The sequence below is a fragment of the Eubacterium sp. BL-380-WT-2B genome, from assembly GCF_009696115.1.
In the GTDB taxonomy this organism is placed as follows: Bacteria; Bacillota; Clostridia; order Eubacteriales; family Eubacteriaceae; genus Eubacterium; species Eubacterium callanderi.
Map to the genome: position 1 here is coordinate 312,910 of NZ_VUMP01000007.1, position 13,083 is coordinate 325,992.

The 13,083-nt window shown below is 48.8% G+C and carries 17 protein-coding genes and 1 riboswitch; of the genes, 2 read left to right on the forward strand and 15 right to left on the reverse strand.

Annotation, left to right across the window (positions count from 1 at the left end):
• Positions 1–44: 44 nt before the first annotated feature.
• From FYJ53_RS15930 to FYJ53_RS15955, 6 genes are all read right to left on the reverse strand, one after another.
• Complete coding sequence (locus FYJ53_RS15930; protein ID WP_013379088.1) at positions 45–995, reverse strand: ABC transporter substrate-binding protein; 951 nt, start codon at positions 993–995, stop codon at positions 45–47.
• A 104-nt stretch (positions 996–1,099) separates the two neighbouring features.
• Positions 1,100–1,275, reverse strand: a riboswitch (cobalamin riboswitch).
• Positions 1,276–1,308: 33 nt separating this feature from the next.
• Positions 1,309–2,091: a sugar phosphate isomerase/epimerase gene (locus FYJ53_RS15935; RefSeq protein WP_073383081.1), complete on the reverse strand. Its 783-nt coding sequence runs from the start codon at positions 2,089–2,091 to the stop codon at positions 1,309–1,311.
• Between the two features lie 9 nt (positions 2,092–2,100).
• The gene (mtnA, locus tag FYJ53_RS15940) at positions 2,101–3,135 is read right to left on the reverse strand and encodes an S-methyl-5-thioribose-1-phosphate isomerase (RefSeq protein WP_148427588.1); all 1,035 of its coding nucleotides are present in this window, start codon (positions 3,133–3,135) and stop codon (positions 2,101–2,103) included.
• 58 nt (positions 3,136–3,193) lie between these two features.
• Entirely contained in the window at positions 3,194–3,946 is a 753-nt protein-coding gene (locus FYJ53_RS15945) for an MTAP family purine nucleoside phosphorylase (protein ID WP_148427591.1), read from the reverse strand.
• Between the two features lie 19 nt (positions 3,947–3,965).
• Positions 3,966–4,520, reverse strand: a complete 555-nt coding sequence (locus FYJ53_RS15950; RefSeq protein ID WP_013379084.1) for a cysteine hydrolase family protein — start codon at positions 4,518–4,520, stop codon at positions 3,966–3,968.
• Between the two features lie 17 nt (positions 4,521–4,537).
• Positions 4,538–6,061 carry a DUF2284 domain-containing protein gene (locus FYJ53_RS15955; RefSeq protein WP_013379083.1) on the reverse strand — a complete coding sequence of 508 codons (1,524 nt, stop codon included), beginning with the start codon at positions 6,059–6,061 and terminating at the stop codon, positions 4,538–4,540.
• A gap of 321 nt (positions 6,062–6,382) precedes the next feature.
• On the opposite strand from FYJ53_RS15955, the gene FYJ53_RS15960 reads away from it, so the two are divergent.
• Positions 6,383–7,075 (forward strand): iron-sulfur cluster assembly scaffold protein, encoded by a 693-nt coding sequence (locus tag FYJ53_RS15960; protein ID WP_013379082.1) that lies wholly within the window; start codon positions 6,383–6,385, stop codon positions 7,073–7,075.
• A gap of 11 nt (positions 7,076–7,086) precedes the next feature.
• Positions 7,087–8,085: a GGGtGRT protein gene (locus FYJ53_RS15965; RefSeq protein WP_013379081.1), complete on the forward strand. Its 999-nt coding sequence runs from the start codon at positions 7,087–7,089 to the stop codon at positions 8,083–8,085.
• A 160-nt stretch (positions 8,086–8,245) separates the two neighbouring features.
• Here FYJ53_RS15965 and FYJ53_RS15970 read toward each other — a convergent pair whose 3' ends face one another.
• The 9 genes from FYJ53_RS15970 to FYJ53_RS21205 all read right to left on the reverse strand — a co-directional run.
• Positions 8,246–8,548 carry a hypothetical protein gene (locus tag FYJ53_RS15970; RefSeq protein ID WP_073383078.1) on the reverse strand — a complete coding sequence of 101 codons (303 nt, stop codon included), beginning with the start codon at positions 8,546–8,548 and terminating at the stop codon, positions 8,246–8,248.
• Between the two features lie 1,026 nt (positions 8,549–9,574).
• Positions 9,575–10,570, reverse strand: a complete 996-nt coding sequence (locus FYJ53_RS15975) for a peptidoglycan-binding protein (RefSeq protein WP_154557473.1) — start codon at positions 10,568–10,570, stop codon at positions 9,575–9,577.
• Entirely contained in the window at positions 10,570–10,836 is a 267-nt protein-coding gene (locus FYJ53_RS15980) for a phage holin family protein (RefSeq protein WP_154557474.1), read from the reverse strand. The genes FYJ53_RS15975 and FYJ53_RS15980 overlap by 1 nt, the downstream gene beginning before the upstream one ends.
• A gap of 15 nt (positions 10,837–10,851) precedes the next feature.
• A complete protein-coding gene (locus FYJ53_RS15985) occupies positions 10,852–11,205 on the reverse strand; it encodes a hypothetical protein (protein WP_143074414.1) in 354 nt (117 codons plus the stop codon).
• Between the two features lie 19 nt (positions 11,206–11,224).
• The gene (locus FYJ53_RS15990; RefSeq protein ID WP_154557475.1) at positions 11,225–11,407 is read right to left on the reverse strand and encodes a hypothetical protein; all 183 of its coding nucleotides are present in this window, start codon (positions 11,405–11,407) and stop codon (positions 11,225–11,227) included.
• A complete protein-coding gene (locus tag FYJ53_RS15995) occupies positions 11,407–11,574 on the reverse strand; it encodes a hypothetical protein (protein WP_154557476.1) in 168 nt (55 codons plus the stop codon). Before FYJ53_RS15995 ends, FYJ53_RS15990 begins: the two co-directional genes overlap by 1 nt.
• Before the next feature lie 11 nt (positions 11,575–11,585).
• Entirely contained in the window at positions 11,586–12,500 is a 915-nt protein-coding gene (locus tag FYJ53_RS16000) for an Ig-like domain-containing protein (RefSeq protein ID WP_154557477.1), read from the reverse strand.
• 57 nt (positions 12,501–12,557) lie between these two features.
• A complete protein-coding gene (locus FYJ53_RS16005; RefSeq protein ID WP_154557478.1) occupies positions 12,558–12,722 on the reverse strand; it encodes a hypothetical protein in 165 nt (54 codons plus the stop codon).
• A partial coding sequence (locus tag FYJ53_RS21205; RefSeq protein WP_195840261.1) for a hypothetical protein occupies positions 12,722–13,083 on the reverse strand: 362 nt, incomplete at its 5' end. The genes FYJ53_RS16005 and FYJ53_RS21205, both read right to left, overlap by 1 nt.

Consider the following 13,083-nt stretch of genomic DNA (forward strand, 5'->3'; position numbering starts at 1 on the left):
AAAACCTCCGCAGGCGGCAAATGCCTGCCTGCGGAGAAATTTTTCTACTTAAACTGATCCGGATAAACGGCTGCAGCCAGCAGCTCCAGCCCATCCACAACGCGGGGTCCCGGACGCTGGATCAGGTCGCTGTCCGGAGAGAGCATTTCATAATAGACAATGGCGTCATTCTTAACCGCATTGACCTGGTCAAAGCCCGGTACCTTTTTAATTTCATCCGGTGTGGTGAAGAAAGACACATAGACGTCCGGATTCTTTGCGATGATCTGCTCAACGCTCAGCTGCGGCCAGTCTGTGCCGGCATCGGAGGCAATGTTCTTGGCATTGATATCCTTGAGCATGTTACCCAGCAGCGAGTTGTCCCCAGCGCTGTAGTAGCCGCCGATATCAATAAAGACCGATTTCTGCGGATTGGCTGCCGCGGCCTTTTCCTTGATTTCATCGTATTTCTTAGTCATGCTGTCTGTGATTTCTTTAGCCTTGTCATTGGCATTGACCACTTTGCCGGTATTGATGATGGTGCTTTCCACCGCGTCCACAGACATGGGTGTAAAGGTGATGACCTTCGCGCCGGTGGCTTCAATCTGACTGCGGACATCGTCGCTGATCAGATCACCTGCCAGAACAACATCCGGGGCAAGGGAAATGATCTTTTCCACATTGGGATTATTGTAATCGCCAATGGCCGCTACCTGAGCGGCTTCCTCTGGATAATTGCAGTAATCGGTCCGCCCGACAACCTTGTCTCCCACACCCAGCGCAAACAGAATTTCTGTATTCGCAGGCGACAAGGACACGATCTTTGCAGGTTCCTTTTCGATTTTTACATTGTTGCCCAAATCGTCAGTAATGGAGACGGGATAAGCGGTTTCTCCGGTAACTGCGCCGGAAACTTCTCCGCCCTCCTGACCTTTCTGAGCGCAACCTGCCGCGCCAAGCAAAAGCGCCGCGCAGGCCAGAGCCATCAGCAAACTTTTCAATACTTTCTTTTTCATTGGTCCCTCCATAAAATAAATTTAAAACAGCTTAAAACAAAGAAAACCGGCTCCATGAGAGAGACCGGATTATGATAATATACAATCCTCTACTTCCCTCCGAAGTGATTATATTGCTTTGCTTCAAGTGTCCTGACTCTTGCTTCCTTCTCCATCCTCCCTTCCCGTCAGGATACGCCTGACAGTGGTCTATGAGGATCTTGTCTGCAATTACAGTAGCGGGGGCTGTAGCGGATTTCAACCGCTTTCCTCTAACAAAACAGCATCATTAAGTTATTAATTGAAGTTTAGCACAAATCCCCGAATTGTGCAATTAGAAATTATTGTTATTCAGATCCAGACTGTTCCGAACTGCGTGGCAGAAGTCAAGGGGCTCCCGCTTTTTCCATTCGTCATTCGCGATAACCTCATAGGATATAAAATCCACACCCGTACTCAGGATCTCAGACATGACCTCGCCAAAGGGAATCTTCCCCTCGCCCGGTATCCAGTGCCTGTCAATACGCAGGTCATTGTCGGACAGGTGCAGTGCCTTGATGCGGTCCTTGTATGCCTCCAGAATTCTTCCCCTGCCGCAGGGCAGCATATAGTCATGGGAGCTGTCATAGCACATCCCAAAATGATCGGCATGGATGGCGTCCAGCAGCCCCTTCAGCAAAAACGGACGCGACACATTTTCAACGGCGATATTGACACTGTACTTCTCTCCGGCCTCCGCCAGCTCGGAAAAAAAGGCCAGCCCGTTTTCCCATTTATAAGGACCAAGATCCAGATCATTGGTGTGCACCACCACCGTCGGGATTTCAAAGATATGGCAGTCCCGCACAAAGCTGACAAAGGTGTCTAAAAGCGCCCGGGTTTCCGCAGGTCCTTTTTCCCAGATATCGTTATAGCCGATAAAAGGCGCGTGAATGTTGGTGATCCCAAGCCCCTTGCTCCGCACAATGTCCGGGAATTTTTCCTTCTCCAGATAATAGGGCTCACATTCGTCCTCCCAGGAAATCATCACCTCGTCAAAGCCAGCTTCTTTGATCACGTCAATACGCTCTTCAAAAGGCATGAAATAGCCAAACCACGAAAACATACTGTATTTCATCAGCTTCCCCTATTTGTCCTGAAGCCTGGGTATGCTCAGGTCAAAGGGCGGATACACGACGCCCTTTTCTGTGATGATCGCTGTGACATTCTGATGCGGGGTAACATCAAAGGCCGGGTTTTCCATGCGCACACCGTCCGGCGCAATCTGCTGCCCCTTGATATGGCTGATTTCCCGGGTATCCCTTTCTTCAATGACAATATCATCGCCGGACCACATATTAAAATCAATGGTTGAGGTTGGCGCTGCCACATAAAAGGGAATACCGTGGGCCTTTGCCAGAATGGAGACGCTGTAGGTTCCGATCTTATTGGCCACATCACCATTTCGGGCAATACGGTCTGCTCCCACCACCACACAGTCGATTTTTCCCTGTTTCATCATCCAGCCGGCCATATTGTCGGTAATCAGTGTGACAGGAATACCATCTTTTTGAAGCTCATAGGCGGTCAGGCGGGCTCCCTGCAGGAAAGGCCTTGTCTCGTCGGCATAGACGGAAATCTCCTTGCCTGCCTCCCAGGCGGCGCGCACAACGCCGAGCGCCGTCCCGTAATCCGCAGTAGCGAGGGCTCCGGCGTTGCAGTGGGTCAGAATGGTGTCCTTTCGGTGGATCAGCTCCGCGCCATATGCGCCCATATCCCGGCACATCTGGATATCTTCACTGCAAATGGCATCTGCCTCGGTTTTCAGAAGTGCTGTGATCTCTGCCGGTGTTTTTTCCGCGTTGTTTTCGATCACACCTTCCATCCGGTCCACTGCCCAGAACAGGTTGACTGCAGTTGGCCGTGTTGCCCGGAGCACCTGGCAGACTGTCTCCATTTCCTTTAAAAAAGCCCCCCGCGGCAGTCCTTCAAATTCCAGGGCACCGAAATAAACGCCATATCCGGCGGTAACACCAATGGCCGGCGCGCCGCGGACAATCATATCCACAATGGCTGCTGCAATCTCACGGTAGTCAGTGTAACTGTGCGTTACCTCCTCGGTTGGCAGCAGCGTCTGATCAAGCATTTTCAAAGCGCCATTTTCATAATAAACAGGTTTCATGGTTCTTCCTTTCTCGATATCTGAAAAAGCCTCCCTTGGTTAAGGGAGGTAACTTTTTCTATATGCGTTCAATCATCTTAAAAATCAGCTGTTTTACCCGGTCATTGTTATCTTCGAGCACACGCACTACATCCTCGGCCTGCACTGGCTTGATGTCCGGGCGGCCCTCGAGACCAGCGTCATAGTCGGTTATCAGAGCAATGTTGACAACTGGAATCCCCTTTTCCAGACACAGGTAACCCTCGGGATACTGGGTCATATTGACGACATCTGCGCCCATCATGACAAACATGCGGCTTTCGGCACGGGTCGAGAAGCGCGGGCCGTTAACCACCACAACGGTGCCGCCGTCATGGGTTTTGATCCCCAGTTTTTCCGCTTCCTCGAGGGCAATCTGACGAAGACCAGGATCGTAAGGATCTGCCGAGCTCAGGTGCACCACATTGGGGGATTCGTTAAAGGTATCCTTGCGGCCCGAGGTCATATTAATGAACTGGTCTGTGACGACAAAATCGCCAGGTGCGATTTCCGGACGCAGCGAACCTACGCAGCAGGGTGAGATCAATGCCCGGATTCCCAGCTGGGCAAAAGCGTCGATGTTGGCCCGGTAATTAATTTCGGACGGGTTCAGGGTATGGTCCTTTCCGTGTCTTGGCATAAAAGCAACCTTTTTGTCCCCGACGGTTACCAGGCTGATGGCATCGGAGGTTTTGCCGTAGGGTGTATCCACATCAATTTTTTTAACGTCCGGGTACAGCTCATAGAGGCCGGAACCGCCAATCACGCCGATATCTGCTTTATAATATAACATTGCTTATCTCCTTGTTTCTTTATACTACTGTAAATCCCAGTGATGACTTAAAATGCTCCAGGGCCCATTTGTGGCCCTCGGCATTAAAGCTTGCCACACGGTTTTTGTGAACCGTGACCTCATAACCCAGATTATAAGCGCTGATGGCAGTGTGCAGTACACAGATGTCTGTGCACACACCGGCCAGCTCCAGCTTCTGGATATGGTTCTGCCTGAGCAGGATATCCAGCGCTGTCCCGGCAAAGGCCGAATAGCGGAACTTATCCATATAGAAAACCTGTCTGTTTTCAAGTGTCTGGTACGCCCGCAGCTTTTCAGCGGTTTTTCCATACACCGCTCTGCCCGGACTCCCCAAAAGGTTGTGGGGCGGAAACAGCGCGGTTTCGGGGTGGCTCCCGTCGTTTTCCAAATGCAGGTCATTCACCACAAAGACCATGCCGCCCGCCTCAATGGTTTCACCGATGGCGGCTGCCAGATTTTCATCAATGGCCTGGGCAGGCGCCCCGGCGGTCAGCTTACCGTCAGGCGCCACAAAATCATAGGTATAATCAATCAGAATGAGTGCTGGATTCATATGACCACTCCTTCAGCTTAATAATTTTTCTTCCAGCCGCCCTTTTTCAAGCCGTCATCCTCGTCCAGATTCGTGGCTTTAAAGCCCAGCCATTTATATTTGGAGTCATCCTCCTCATCGGCCTGCGCCGGCTCTGCGGCTGTGGTCTGCGGAGCGGGCGCAGACTCGTTAAATACCGGGGCTTCCCCAGGGATAAAGTCGTCGCCGACAACATCCTTGGCGATTTCAATGGCGGCACTAAGCACATTGGCCACACTGGAGGCGTCCAGCAGTTCAATTTCTTCCTCAACAGGCTCTGGAACTGGTGGTTCTGGCGCTGGTTCCGGCTGAGGCTCTGGTGCTGTCTGTACAGGCTCTGGTTCGGCCGTCGGTGGTTCTATAATCTCCGGCACTGTCTCTGCCGCCGGCACTCCCGCTTCTGGCTGTGTTGCCTCAGCAGCGCTTTCTTCAGGCTTTTCTTCTTCCTCAGGAATATTAAATTTGGGAATTGGACGCTTTTTTAATTCCTCTTCCGCTTCCTCAACACTCCGTTTAAAACCGAGCCATTTGTATTTGGAATCTTCTTCGTCCTCTGAAACCGCCTCTGGCTGAGCTGGCGGCTCCGGCACATTGGTTTCCGGTTCCACCGCCGGTTCGGTCTCCGCACTGGACTCAATCATTTCCTCTGAAAAAGCGACGGTTTCTTCAGGAGCTGCCGGAATCGCCTCGGGCTCTTCCTCCCGCCAGGGGCGCTCTTTGACATAGTCGCCGCTGTCTAAAGCTTCGCTTTTAAAGCCTATCCAGCTCTTTTGAGGCTTGTAGGCAGGATCTTCTGCCTTTTCCTGGTTCTGCTTTTTCATATTGTCGAGCCAGCTTTCCTGGCGCTTAACGCTTGGGCGCACCTCATTCCGTGCCTCAGGCGCTGTGTCCGAAAAACGCAGCCAGCTCTTTTGGGCATCTGGAAAATGGGCCTTGATGGCATCCATCGGGATCTTCTCATTGCTCATAAGAGCCATCACTGCGCATAGTTTTTCGGGCAGATGACCTTCCTTTGGCCAGAGCAGGAGTACGCCAATTTCATACTTGCAGATGGCGTCCACGTCAAAGCCCAGGGACTCGAGCGAGAACCGCATGAGCTCTGGATGGCGGCATTTCTGTCCTTTTGGCTTTGCGCAGCCTTCTCCAGAAATGTCGCAGACATGGCAGTTGCCCGGCATTAAGGACAGTGTTCCCGGAAATTCTGCCTCCAGGTCCAGAAGATCTTTCCAAGATTCAACCTTCATGGCCTGCATAACCTGCTTGCAGTATTCGGCCACAGGCTGAATACCAAAGATTTTCTGGCGGTCTTCCCGTGGAATTTCGTATTCCCGGGCAATCAGGTACATATACTTAAATTCCTTTAAAAACAAAGCCTCATCGAAGGCGTAGTCCGGGCAGGACCAATATTTGTTGTAGTTGGGACATGCCGCGCAGTAGCGGCGGGTTTTTCGCAGTTGATGATACTCTTCGAGCATTTTGTCCATTTCTACCGGACCGATGCTAAATTTGTGAATATAATCCATCCCATTACCTCTTTTCATCTATACAAAATTTCATCTCACTAAACACAACGTTCGGGTAAATTTTAGCAAATTTACATTTAGATTCATTGTACCTTACCTTTAAACGAACATCAACCCAACTTTTTGTCTATTACAGATAACTTTTCACAAAAAAAGTTCAATTTTCTAAGAATGGCTAAATTTTACTCTATTAGCCGTTTTCATTTTCTACATTTTTGTCCCAGCGGGACAAAAAATACAAAATGACAAAAAATTACCATATTTTTTTTGAGACGCCCATATTATAATAGCTGTAGGAAAAATTTGAAGGGAGTTTAGCGAATGGAATATTCTCATGAAGTAAATAGTATGTGCTGTGTAGCCAGCAATGCAAACCACGGCTGTGCCCCAATCCCTGAAGAAGGCAGATGGGTACAGGCAAAAGAAGTTAAAGACATTTCCGGTTTAACACACGGTGTAGGCTGGTGCGCCCCTCAGCAGGGTGCCTGTAAATTAACCTTAAATGTAAAAGACGGTATTATTCAGGAAGCCCTGATTGAAACCATCGGCTGCTCTGGTATGACCCACTCTGCCGCCATGGCATCTGAAATCCTGCCGGGTAAAACAATTCTTGAAGCCCTGAATACGGACCTTGTCTGCGACGCCATCAACACCGCTATGCGCGAGCTGTTTTTACAGATCGTTTATGGCCGTACTCAGACAGCTTTCTCTGAAGATGGTCTTCCGGTCGGTGCTGGCCTTGAAGACCTGGGTAAAGGCTTGAGAAGCCAGGTTGGTACTATGTACGGTACACTGGCCAAAGGCCCGCGTTACCTGGAAATGGCAGAAGGTTACGTCACAAAAGTCGCCTTAAACGAAAAAGACGAAATCATCGGTTACGCTTTCGTACAGCTTGGCAAAATGATGGAAAACATCAAAAAGGGCATGGACCCGAAAGAAGCCATGGACGCAGCTTCCGGCCAGTATGGACAGTTCGATGGTGCTGCTAAGTACATCGATCCGAGAAACGAATAGGAGGTTCTGAGATGCCATTATTTGAAAGTTATGAAAGAAGAATCGACAAAATCAATGAAGTCTTAAAAGCAAACGGCATTGCCTCTTTAGAAGAAGCAAAGGCCATCTGCGATGAAAAAGGCATTGACGTTGCAGGTATCGTAAAGGGTATTCAGCCAATTTGTTTTGAAAATGCCTGCTGGGCTTATACACTCGGCGCCGCACTGGCCATCAAACGCGGTGCAAAAACAGCGGCTGACGCGGCTGAAATCGTCGGAGAGGGCTTACAGGCTTTCTGTATTCCAGGCTCTGTTGCTGAACAGCGTAAGGTTGGTTTAGGCCATGGTAACCTGGGGGCAATGCTGCTGCGTGAAGAAACCGACTGCTTTGCTTTCCTTGCTGGCCACGAATCCTTCGCGGCTGCCGAAGGTGCCATCGGGATTGCCAGAAACGCCAATAAGGTTCGTAAAAAACCATTGCGCGTTATCTTAAACGGCCTGGGCAAAGACGCGGCTCTGATTATTGCCCGCATCAATGGTTTTACCTATGTAAAAACCGATTATGACTATGCGACTGGTACCCTTAACATCGTGGAAAAGACCGCTTATTCAGACGGTGAACGCGCCGCGGTTAACTGCTACGGCTCTAACGACGTTCAGGAGGGTGTTGCCATCATGCACCATGAAGGCGTGAATGTTTCCATCACTGGGAACTCCACCAACCCGACCCGTTTCCAGCATCCGGTTGCCGGCACTTATAAAAAAGAAGCCCTTGAACAGGGTAAAAAATACTTCTCTGTTGCTTCCGGCGGCGGTACAGGGCGTACACTCCACCCGGATAACATGGCAGCTGGCCCGGCTTCCTACGGTATGACCGATACCATGGGACGTATGCACTCCGACGCTCAGTTTGCCGGTTCCTCCTCCGTTCCAGCCCACGTTGAAATGATGGGTCTGATCGGCATGGGTAACAACCCAATGGTTGGCGCTACCGTATCGGTTGCAGTTGCCATCGAGGAAGCTATGAAATAATCTCAAAACAGCTAAACCACGTGTCTATGCGGGTTTCAACAATTTTAAGACTGAGTAAAAATAAGTAAAAATGACATGACAAGACACAAATAAGACACGCGCAAGACACACACTTAAGACACAAATTAAGCCGTCCTTTTAGGGCGGCTTTTGTAATTTCTCAGTTTAAATATTTCAGCTCTTCAAGGACGCGCTGAGGCCCATCGGTTTCTCCGTACACCTGTGGATCGTGTATAATGACAGTCCAACTTTTTTCGGTATTATCGAAAAGTAGTTCTGTTTCTTTCCCCTGCGTTTTCACGAAATACCGCAGTCCCGGGGTTCCACACTTTACCATACCCTTCCGGATGCTTAAAATCTCCTCAATTATAAATACCTCTTTCTCGACATGAAAAGCACAAGGGATGTATTTCCCCTTGATCTTTACTAAATCGACCTTTGCATTGCCATATTTTCGCCGCATAGTATCACCTCATAAAGAACGTTTGTATTTATATTATAGAACTTTTGTTTTCTTTTTGCAATAAAAAAATAAAACTCCCGATCCAAAAGACCGAGAGCTCTAAAAAAGTAAAAGTTAGTTGGGAGAGTAATTTATATTTTAAAAAAGTAAGAGGTATGTGTGTTCAGAATTATTTATACCACTGCGAAGTGGATTTTAAACAATAGAAATGCCGCCACCAGGGGAGTTCGGCAGCGGCTTACCAGTAAAGAGATTCTTATAGAAGAGTCCTCTCGATATAAAATAATACTACAATTTCCTAAAGTTTACATAAAAAAAACCCCTCGCTGAAGCAAGGGGTACCTCCCGATAGGCCGTTTGGGCTCGGACAGGTCTGTTTATATGCTCAATATTAAATCGTTTGTAATATTTCTACAAAAAATGATTTTGATTACAGATTTATTTGTACAAATCTACGCTGAAAATATGGTATAATAACTTTGGGTCGTTTTCAACACCGACCCTGTCGTCTGTTCGCCGCTTTCACCCGTAGAAAGGAGGTGAAGTAATAATGTTAGACGCGAACAATCTAGTACAACTCGCTATTGAACTTTTGAAGGCTTTGGCCGTAATTGTTCCAGCTGTCTTGGTCTACAAAAAGTCTAGATAACGAGCGAACCCCGGGGATGGCCGTCCTCGGGGTTCTTTGTCGTCTTTAGTAATAAATGTTTTCCGCAAACCTAGTACAATTTGTGGGTTGACGATTGTAGACGGGATTATAGGGTCTAAATTCTTTTCGTCTACTCCTATTATAGCCCTCGAGTTGTCGAAAATCAAGAAAATTCTCGGTATTTTCTACAAAAAAACATTGACACATAAACATTGTCCCGCTGGGATCACATCTATATTATACCCAATTCTCTCCAAAAATACCTTAAAACAAAAAAACAGCCGCCCCGAAGGACGGCCTGAATACATGAGATTTGCACGAGAAAATTCAAAGAATCGGCTATTCAAAGCCATTTTATCGCGAGATTTGCACGAGAATTAAATCCCTAAAGCAGCTCTGGTCAGATCGCCACAGATGCCGTCCACTTCCAGTCCATTTTTTGCCTGGAAATCTTTCAGCGCAGCAATGGTGACCGGTCCCGCACCGCCATCAATGGCAATGTCATAACCGTAACGTTTTAGCGCTTCCTGAATTCGTGCAATCTCGGTCATGAGCGCGATATCCGTTTTGATCCCATACTCACCGTCAACGGTTAAGCCATGGAACCGCTGGATGCATTCACAAGCGTATTGGCTTTCGGATCCGTAGAGTGCATCTTCGGTTAGCGGACCGTTCTCACCTTGGTAGCCGCAGAAATTGCAGTCTCTCTGGAACTGGCGGATATTTTCGTCTGGGCCATCACCGTAAGAGAGGTAATAGCCGCCGCTGAAGATGGACGTAAAGCCATACGGGTTATCATTGCTTGGCTGCGGGTCTGGCGTCGGTGCTGGTGTGCTACCATTATAAGCAATCCCCATTGCGCTTAAAATCCCTTTCGCAATCCCGGTTCCTGCCAGTTCTGGATTCGTCAATACCCCAATGTCTGCCCGGATGGACCCTGTTTCAAAAATACAGGCCGTCATATCTGTTTGGGCGACTTCGTAATCATCCCGATATAAGATGCCGCGTGTTCCAAGCCCTGTCACAGCCATATACTCCCGATTAACGGTTTCTGCAAAAGCTGGACCTCCGGCAGATCGCGGATCAACAATCGGAAGTGTTCCGCTCGGTGCTTCCCTGTAGTCACAATGCACTGACATGTAATAATCATAACCGCCGTTGTTTGCATCCCGAACGGTATAAGTCATGTTCCGATCGTTTCCGGTATCCCAATCCGTCCCAACAATAACGCCATGCTGACGCAGGATTCGAACCGCAACGCCGACAATATCAAACATTAAGGCCGCTTCGGTGTAAGGATCATCCACACAGCCAGAATCCCAGTTTCCATTAGTAGAAACACCGTGTCCTACTGCTAAAAAAATACTTGCCATTATTCTTTGTCCTCCTTGTGTTCGCTTATTCCATTCACTACTTGCTTCCACAGCTGGTTCCCATAAACCGCCGCTGCGGCTGCCAGTATGCCCTGGATCGCCGCTGCTACGTTAAACCCGCCGATACCAAAGCCCAAAGCAACGCCTAAAAGGCCGATTATCCAAGGAATTAACCAGTTGGGTACTTTGGGTGTACCCTTTAAAAAAAGCCCCAGCACGTAAAGCACAGGGACTAAAATTAAGAAGTCTTGTACGATGTATTCCATATAATAACCTTCTTTCTAAATCAGATCCCGGCACCGGTTATACAGCTTCTCGCAGACCCCATTGCCTCCAAGGTCGCGATATGCCCGGTACAGGTAATCTAAATTTTCTAAATCATCAATCGTGATACTGCCGTCGTTGATATGCTTGTTGCACAGGTAATAAAGCTTGTCATGCAGCAAGGCTAAATCTGCTGCGTCGTGTAGCCTTTGCCTTTCTTCCATGGCGGCAATGCGGTCATCCTGCTGCTTGTCTGGCGTTACAAATCTATTTTTGAACCAGTTTCTAAGCGGCTTACAGACCGCGACTAAAAAACCGCCAAGAATCACAAGCCCAGATGCAATCTCCACAATTAATCTAAAATGCTCCACTCGGTTGTCCTTTCAAATGTCAATGTTCCATGATCCACACCCGCCCTGCCATCGCTGGCGTTGGCTTTGTCTTTTGTGCTTTTGGCAGGCGGTTGATCAATCCGGTGTCGATTTTATCCATGTTGCTGTTAATGGTATCGACGCTTACCTTTTCTGTCTTTGCTGGCTTTACCAGCGCCAAATTGCTTGTCTGTGTTGCCATTAAGCTGTTCCCTCCACTTCATTCCAGGTTTCGTTCTCCAGCTGCTGCCAGGTGCATTTCTCAGCGTCTGCCCATGTCAGGTAGCTGGATGCCGAGACTTTTATGGTTACTTGCGACCCGGTGTTTACGTTATTCGGAGAAACCTCCACACTGTTGATACTGATCATCGTCTGCCTCCTTACGCGTCAGTGACGGTTACTTTGATGGTGTAGGTGGCACCGGCATCCGCAGGATTCGGAATCAGTTCAACAGCTGTGATGACAGGGGCAACGGTGTCAAGCGTTACGGTACGCGTTACGGTGCTGGACTTCCCGGCTGCGTCGGTTGAAACCACAACAATTGTGTTTGACCCCTCGACAAGGGTCAACGCCTTACTGAAAGAGCCATCCGAATTCACGGTCACGGCCTGGGCGGCCCCGCTGTTCAACTTCACGGTCGCAGTACACGGGCTTGAGGTGGTATCATTGGTTGTCCCGGTTACCGTGCAGGCGGGGGTTTTGGTCACCAAACCGTTAGCAGGCGCGGTCACGTTCAGTGTTGGTGGGACGGTGTCAATTTTGAAAGTAGCGCTTTTCTGTGTCCCCGCGTTTCCGTCATTATCGCTCGCATCAACCTTAATGGTATGGCTGCCGTCGGACAGGGCCGTCGTTGGCGTATAGCTGCACGAATACCCGCCGGTGATGGCGGTCTTGGTAATACCGGAAGTGATCTTGCTGCCGCTGTCAATGGTGATTCCAATGGTTCCGGAATTGACGCCGGAGTCATTGTCCGTCACCGTCCAGGTGATCGTTGGCTTGCTGTCAGTGAGAATGGCCCCGGTGCCCGGTGATGTGATGGCGATGACGGGCGCAACCTTTTCCTTGACCGTCAGCCTACAGGCGGTTCCAATCGCACCAGATGTTTGATCGTTGACGGTCACGCTGTTCCCGGCCACATCGGTTGCCACAACGGTCACCGGATAATATTTATTGGCCTGGTTAAAGCTCGACTTTGCCGGCGCGGTGGTTGTCCCTTCATACTTCTTGCTGGTCGCATTGTAGGTAAGGGTGACCTGCTGCCCGTTAATCGTTGCTTTTACGGTATTTACTGCCATTTGCTTTCCTTTCTAAAATAAAGAAGGAAAAGGCGCCAAATAAGCGCCTTATGAATCCTACTTTACAATGAGTTCTTCTTTGCCCTCTGCGATCAGGATTGCGTCAACATCGTCCTGGTAACGCTGGTACATTTTAATACTAAATACCTTCGCGTAGGACTGTTGACCGTCCATGATCTTGGCTGCCATGTACATTGCCATATTCTTTGCACCTCCTTCCATTAGATTTCACCTCCCTGTATTTCCGGGAGAATGGTAAACAATACTTCATTTAGAGCACCGTCAAGCATTTCGACTTGTTCTTCGAGCAGTTCTGTTTTACTCGGCGGTAAATCCGGAATCTCTGGTGTGTATTCCTCAATCATGTCAAAAAGACTGCCAGTATCGGGCATGATTTCTTTGCAGCGAAAGTTCTTGCCTTTGGCTTCCTCTTCAAAATATCTTTCGTATTCTTCATCTGTTACAAGTACATCTGAAGGCATAATTCTAAAGAGATCCGGGATAACAAACCCAAAAGTCCTTTCATCTCCGGCTCGAAAATAGCGTTGGTTTCGATCAAAAATCTCTAAATAGCCAAAAAGCC

Excerpts from the sequence above, each read along its gene's own strand:
- FYJ53_RS15930 (WP_013379088.1), bottom strand. The coding sequence starts at position 995 with ATGAAAAAGAAAGTATTGAAAAGTTTGCTGATGGCTCTGGCCTGCGCG.
- FYJ53_RS15935 (WP_073383081.1), bottom strand. The coding sequence starts at position 2,091 with ATGAAATACAGTATGTTTTCGTGGTTTGGCTATTTCATGCCTTTTGAA.
- mtnA (WP_148427588.1), bottom strand. The coding sequence starts at position 3,135 with ATGAAACCTGTTTATTATGAAAATGGCGCTTTGAAAATGCTTGATCAG.
- FYJ53_RS15945 (WP_148427591.1), bottom strand. The coding sequence starts at position 3,946 with ATGTTATATTATAAAGCAGATATCGGCGTGATTGGCGGTTCCGGCCTC.
- FYJ53_RS15950 (WP_013379084.1), bottom strand. The coding sequence starts at position 4,520 with ATGAATCCAGCACTCATTCTGATTGATTATACCTATGATTTTGTGGCG.
- FYJ53_RS15955 (WP_013379083.1), bottom strand. The coding sequence starts at position 6,061 with ATGGATTATATTCACAAATTTAGCATCGGTCCGGTAGAAATGGACAAA.
- FYJ53_RS15960 (WP_013379082.1), top strand. The coding sequence starts at position 6,383 with ATGGAATATTCTCATGAAGTAAATAGTATGTGCTGTGTAGCCAGCAAT.
- FYJ53_RS15965 (WP_013379081.1), top strand. The coding sequence starts at position 7,087 with ATGCCATTATTTGAAAGTTATGAAAGAAGAATCGACAAAATCAATGAA.
- FYJ53_RS15970 (WP_073383078.1), bottom strand. The coding sequence starts at position 8,548 with ATGCGGCGAAAATATGGCAATGCAAAGGTCGATTTAGTAAAGATCAAG.
- FYJ53_RS15975 (WP_154557473.1), bottom strand. The coding sequence starts at position 10,570 with ATGGCAAGTATTTTTTTAGCAGTAGGACACGGTGTTTCTACTAATGGA.
- FYJ53_RS15980 (WP_154557474.1), bottom strand. The coding sequence starts at position 10,836 with ATGGAATACATCGTACAAGACTTCTTAATTTTAGTCCCTGTGCTTTAC.
- FYJ53_RS15990 (WP_154557475.1), bottom strand. The coding sequence starts at position 11,407 with ATGGCAACACAGACAAGCAATTTGGCGCTGGTAAAGCCAGCAAAGACA.
- FYJ53_RS15995 (WP_154557476.1), bottom strand. The coding sequence starts at position 11,574 with ATGATCAGTATCAACAGTGTGGAGGTTTCTCCGAATAACGTAAACACC.
- FYJ53_RS16000 (WP_154557477.1), bottom strand. The coding sequence starts at position 12,500 with ATGGCAGTAAATACCGTAAAAGCAACGATTAACGGGCAGCAGGTCACC.
- FYJ53_RS16005 (WP_154557478.1), bottom strand. The coding sequence starts at position 12,722 with ATGGAAGGAGGTGCAAAGAATATGGCAATGTACATGGCAGCCAAGATC.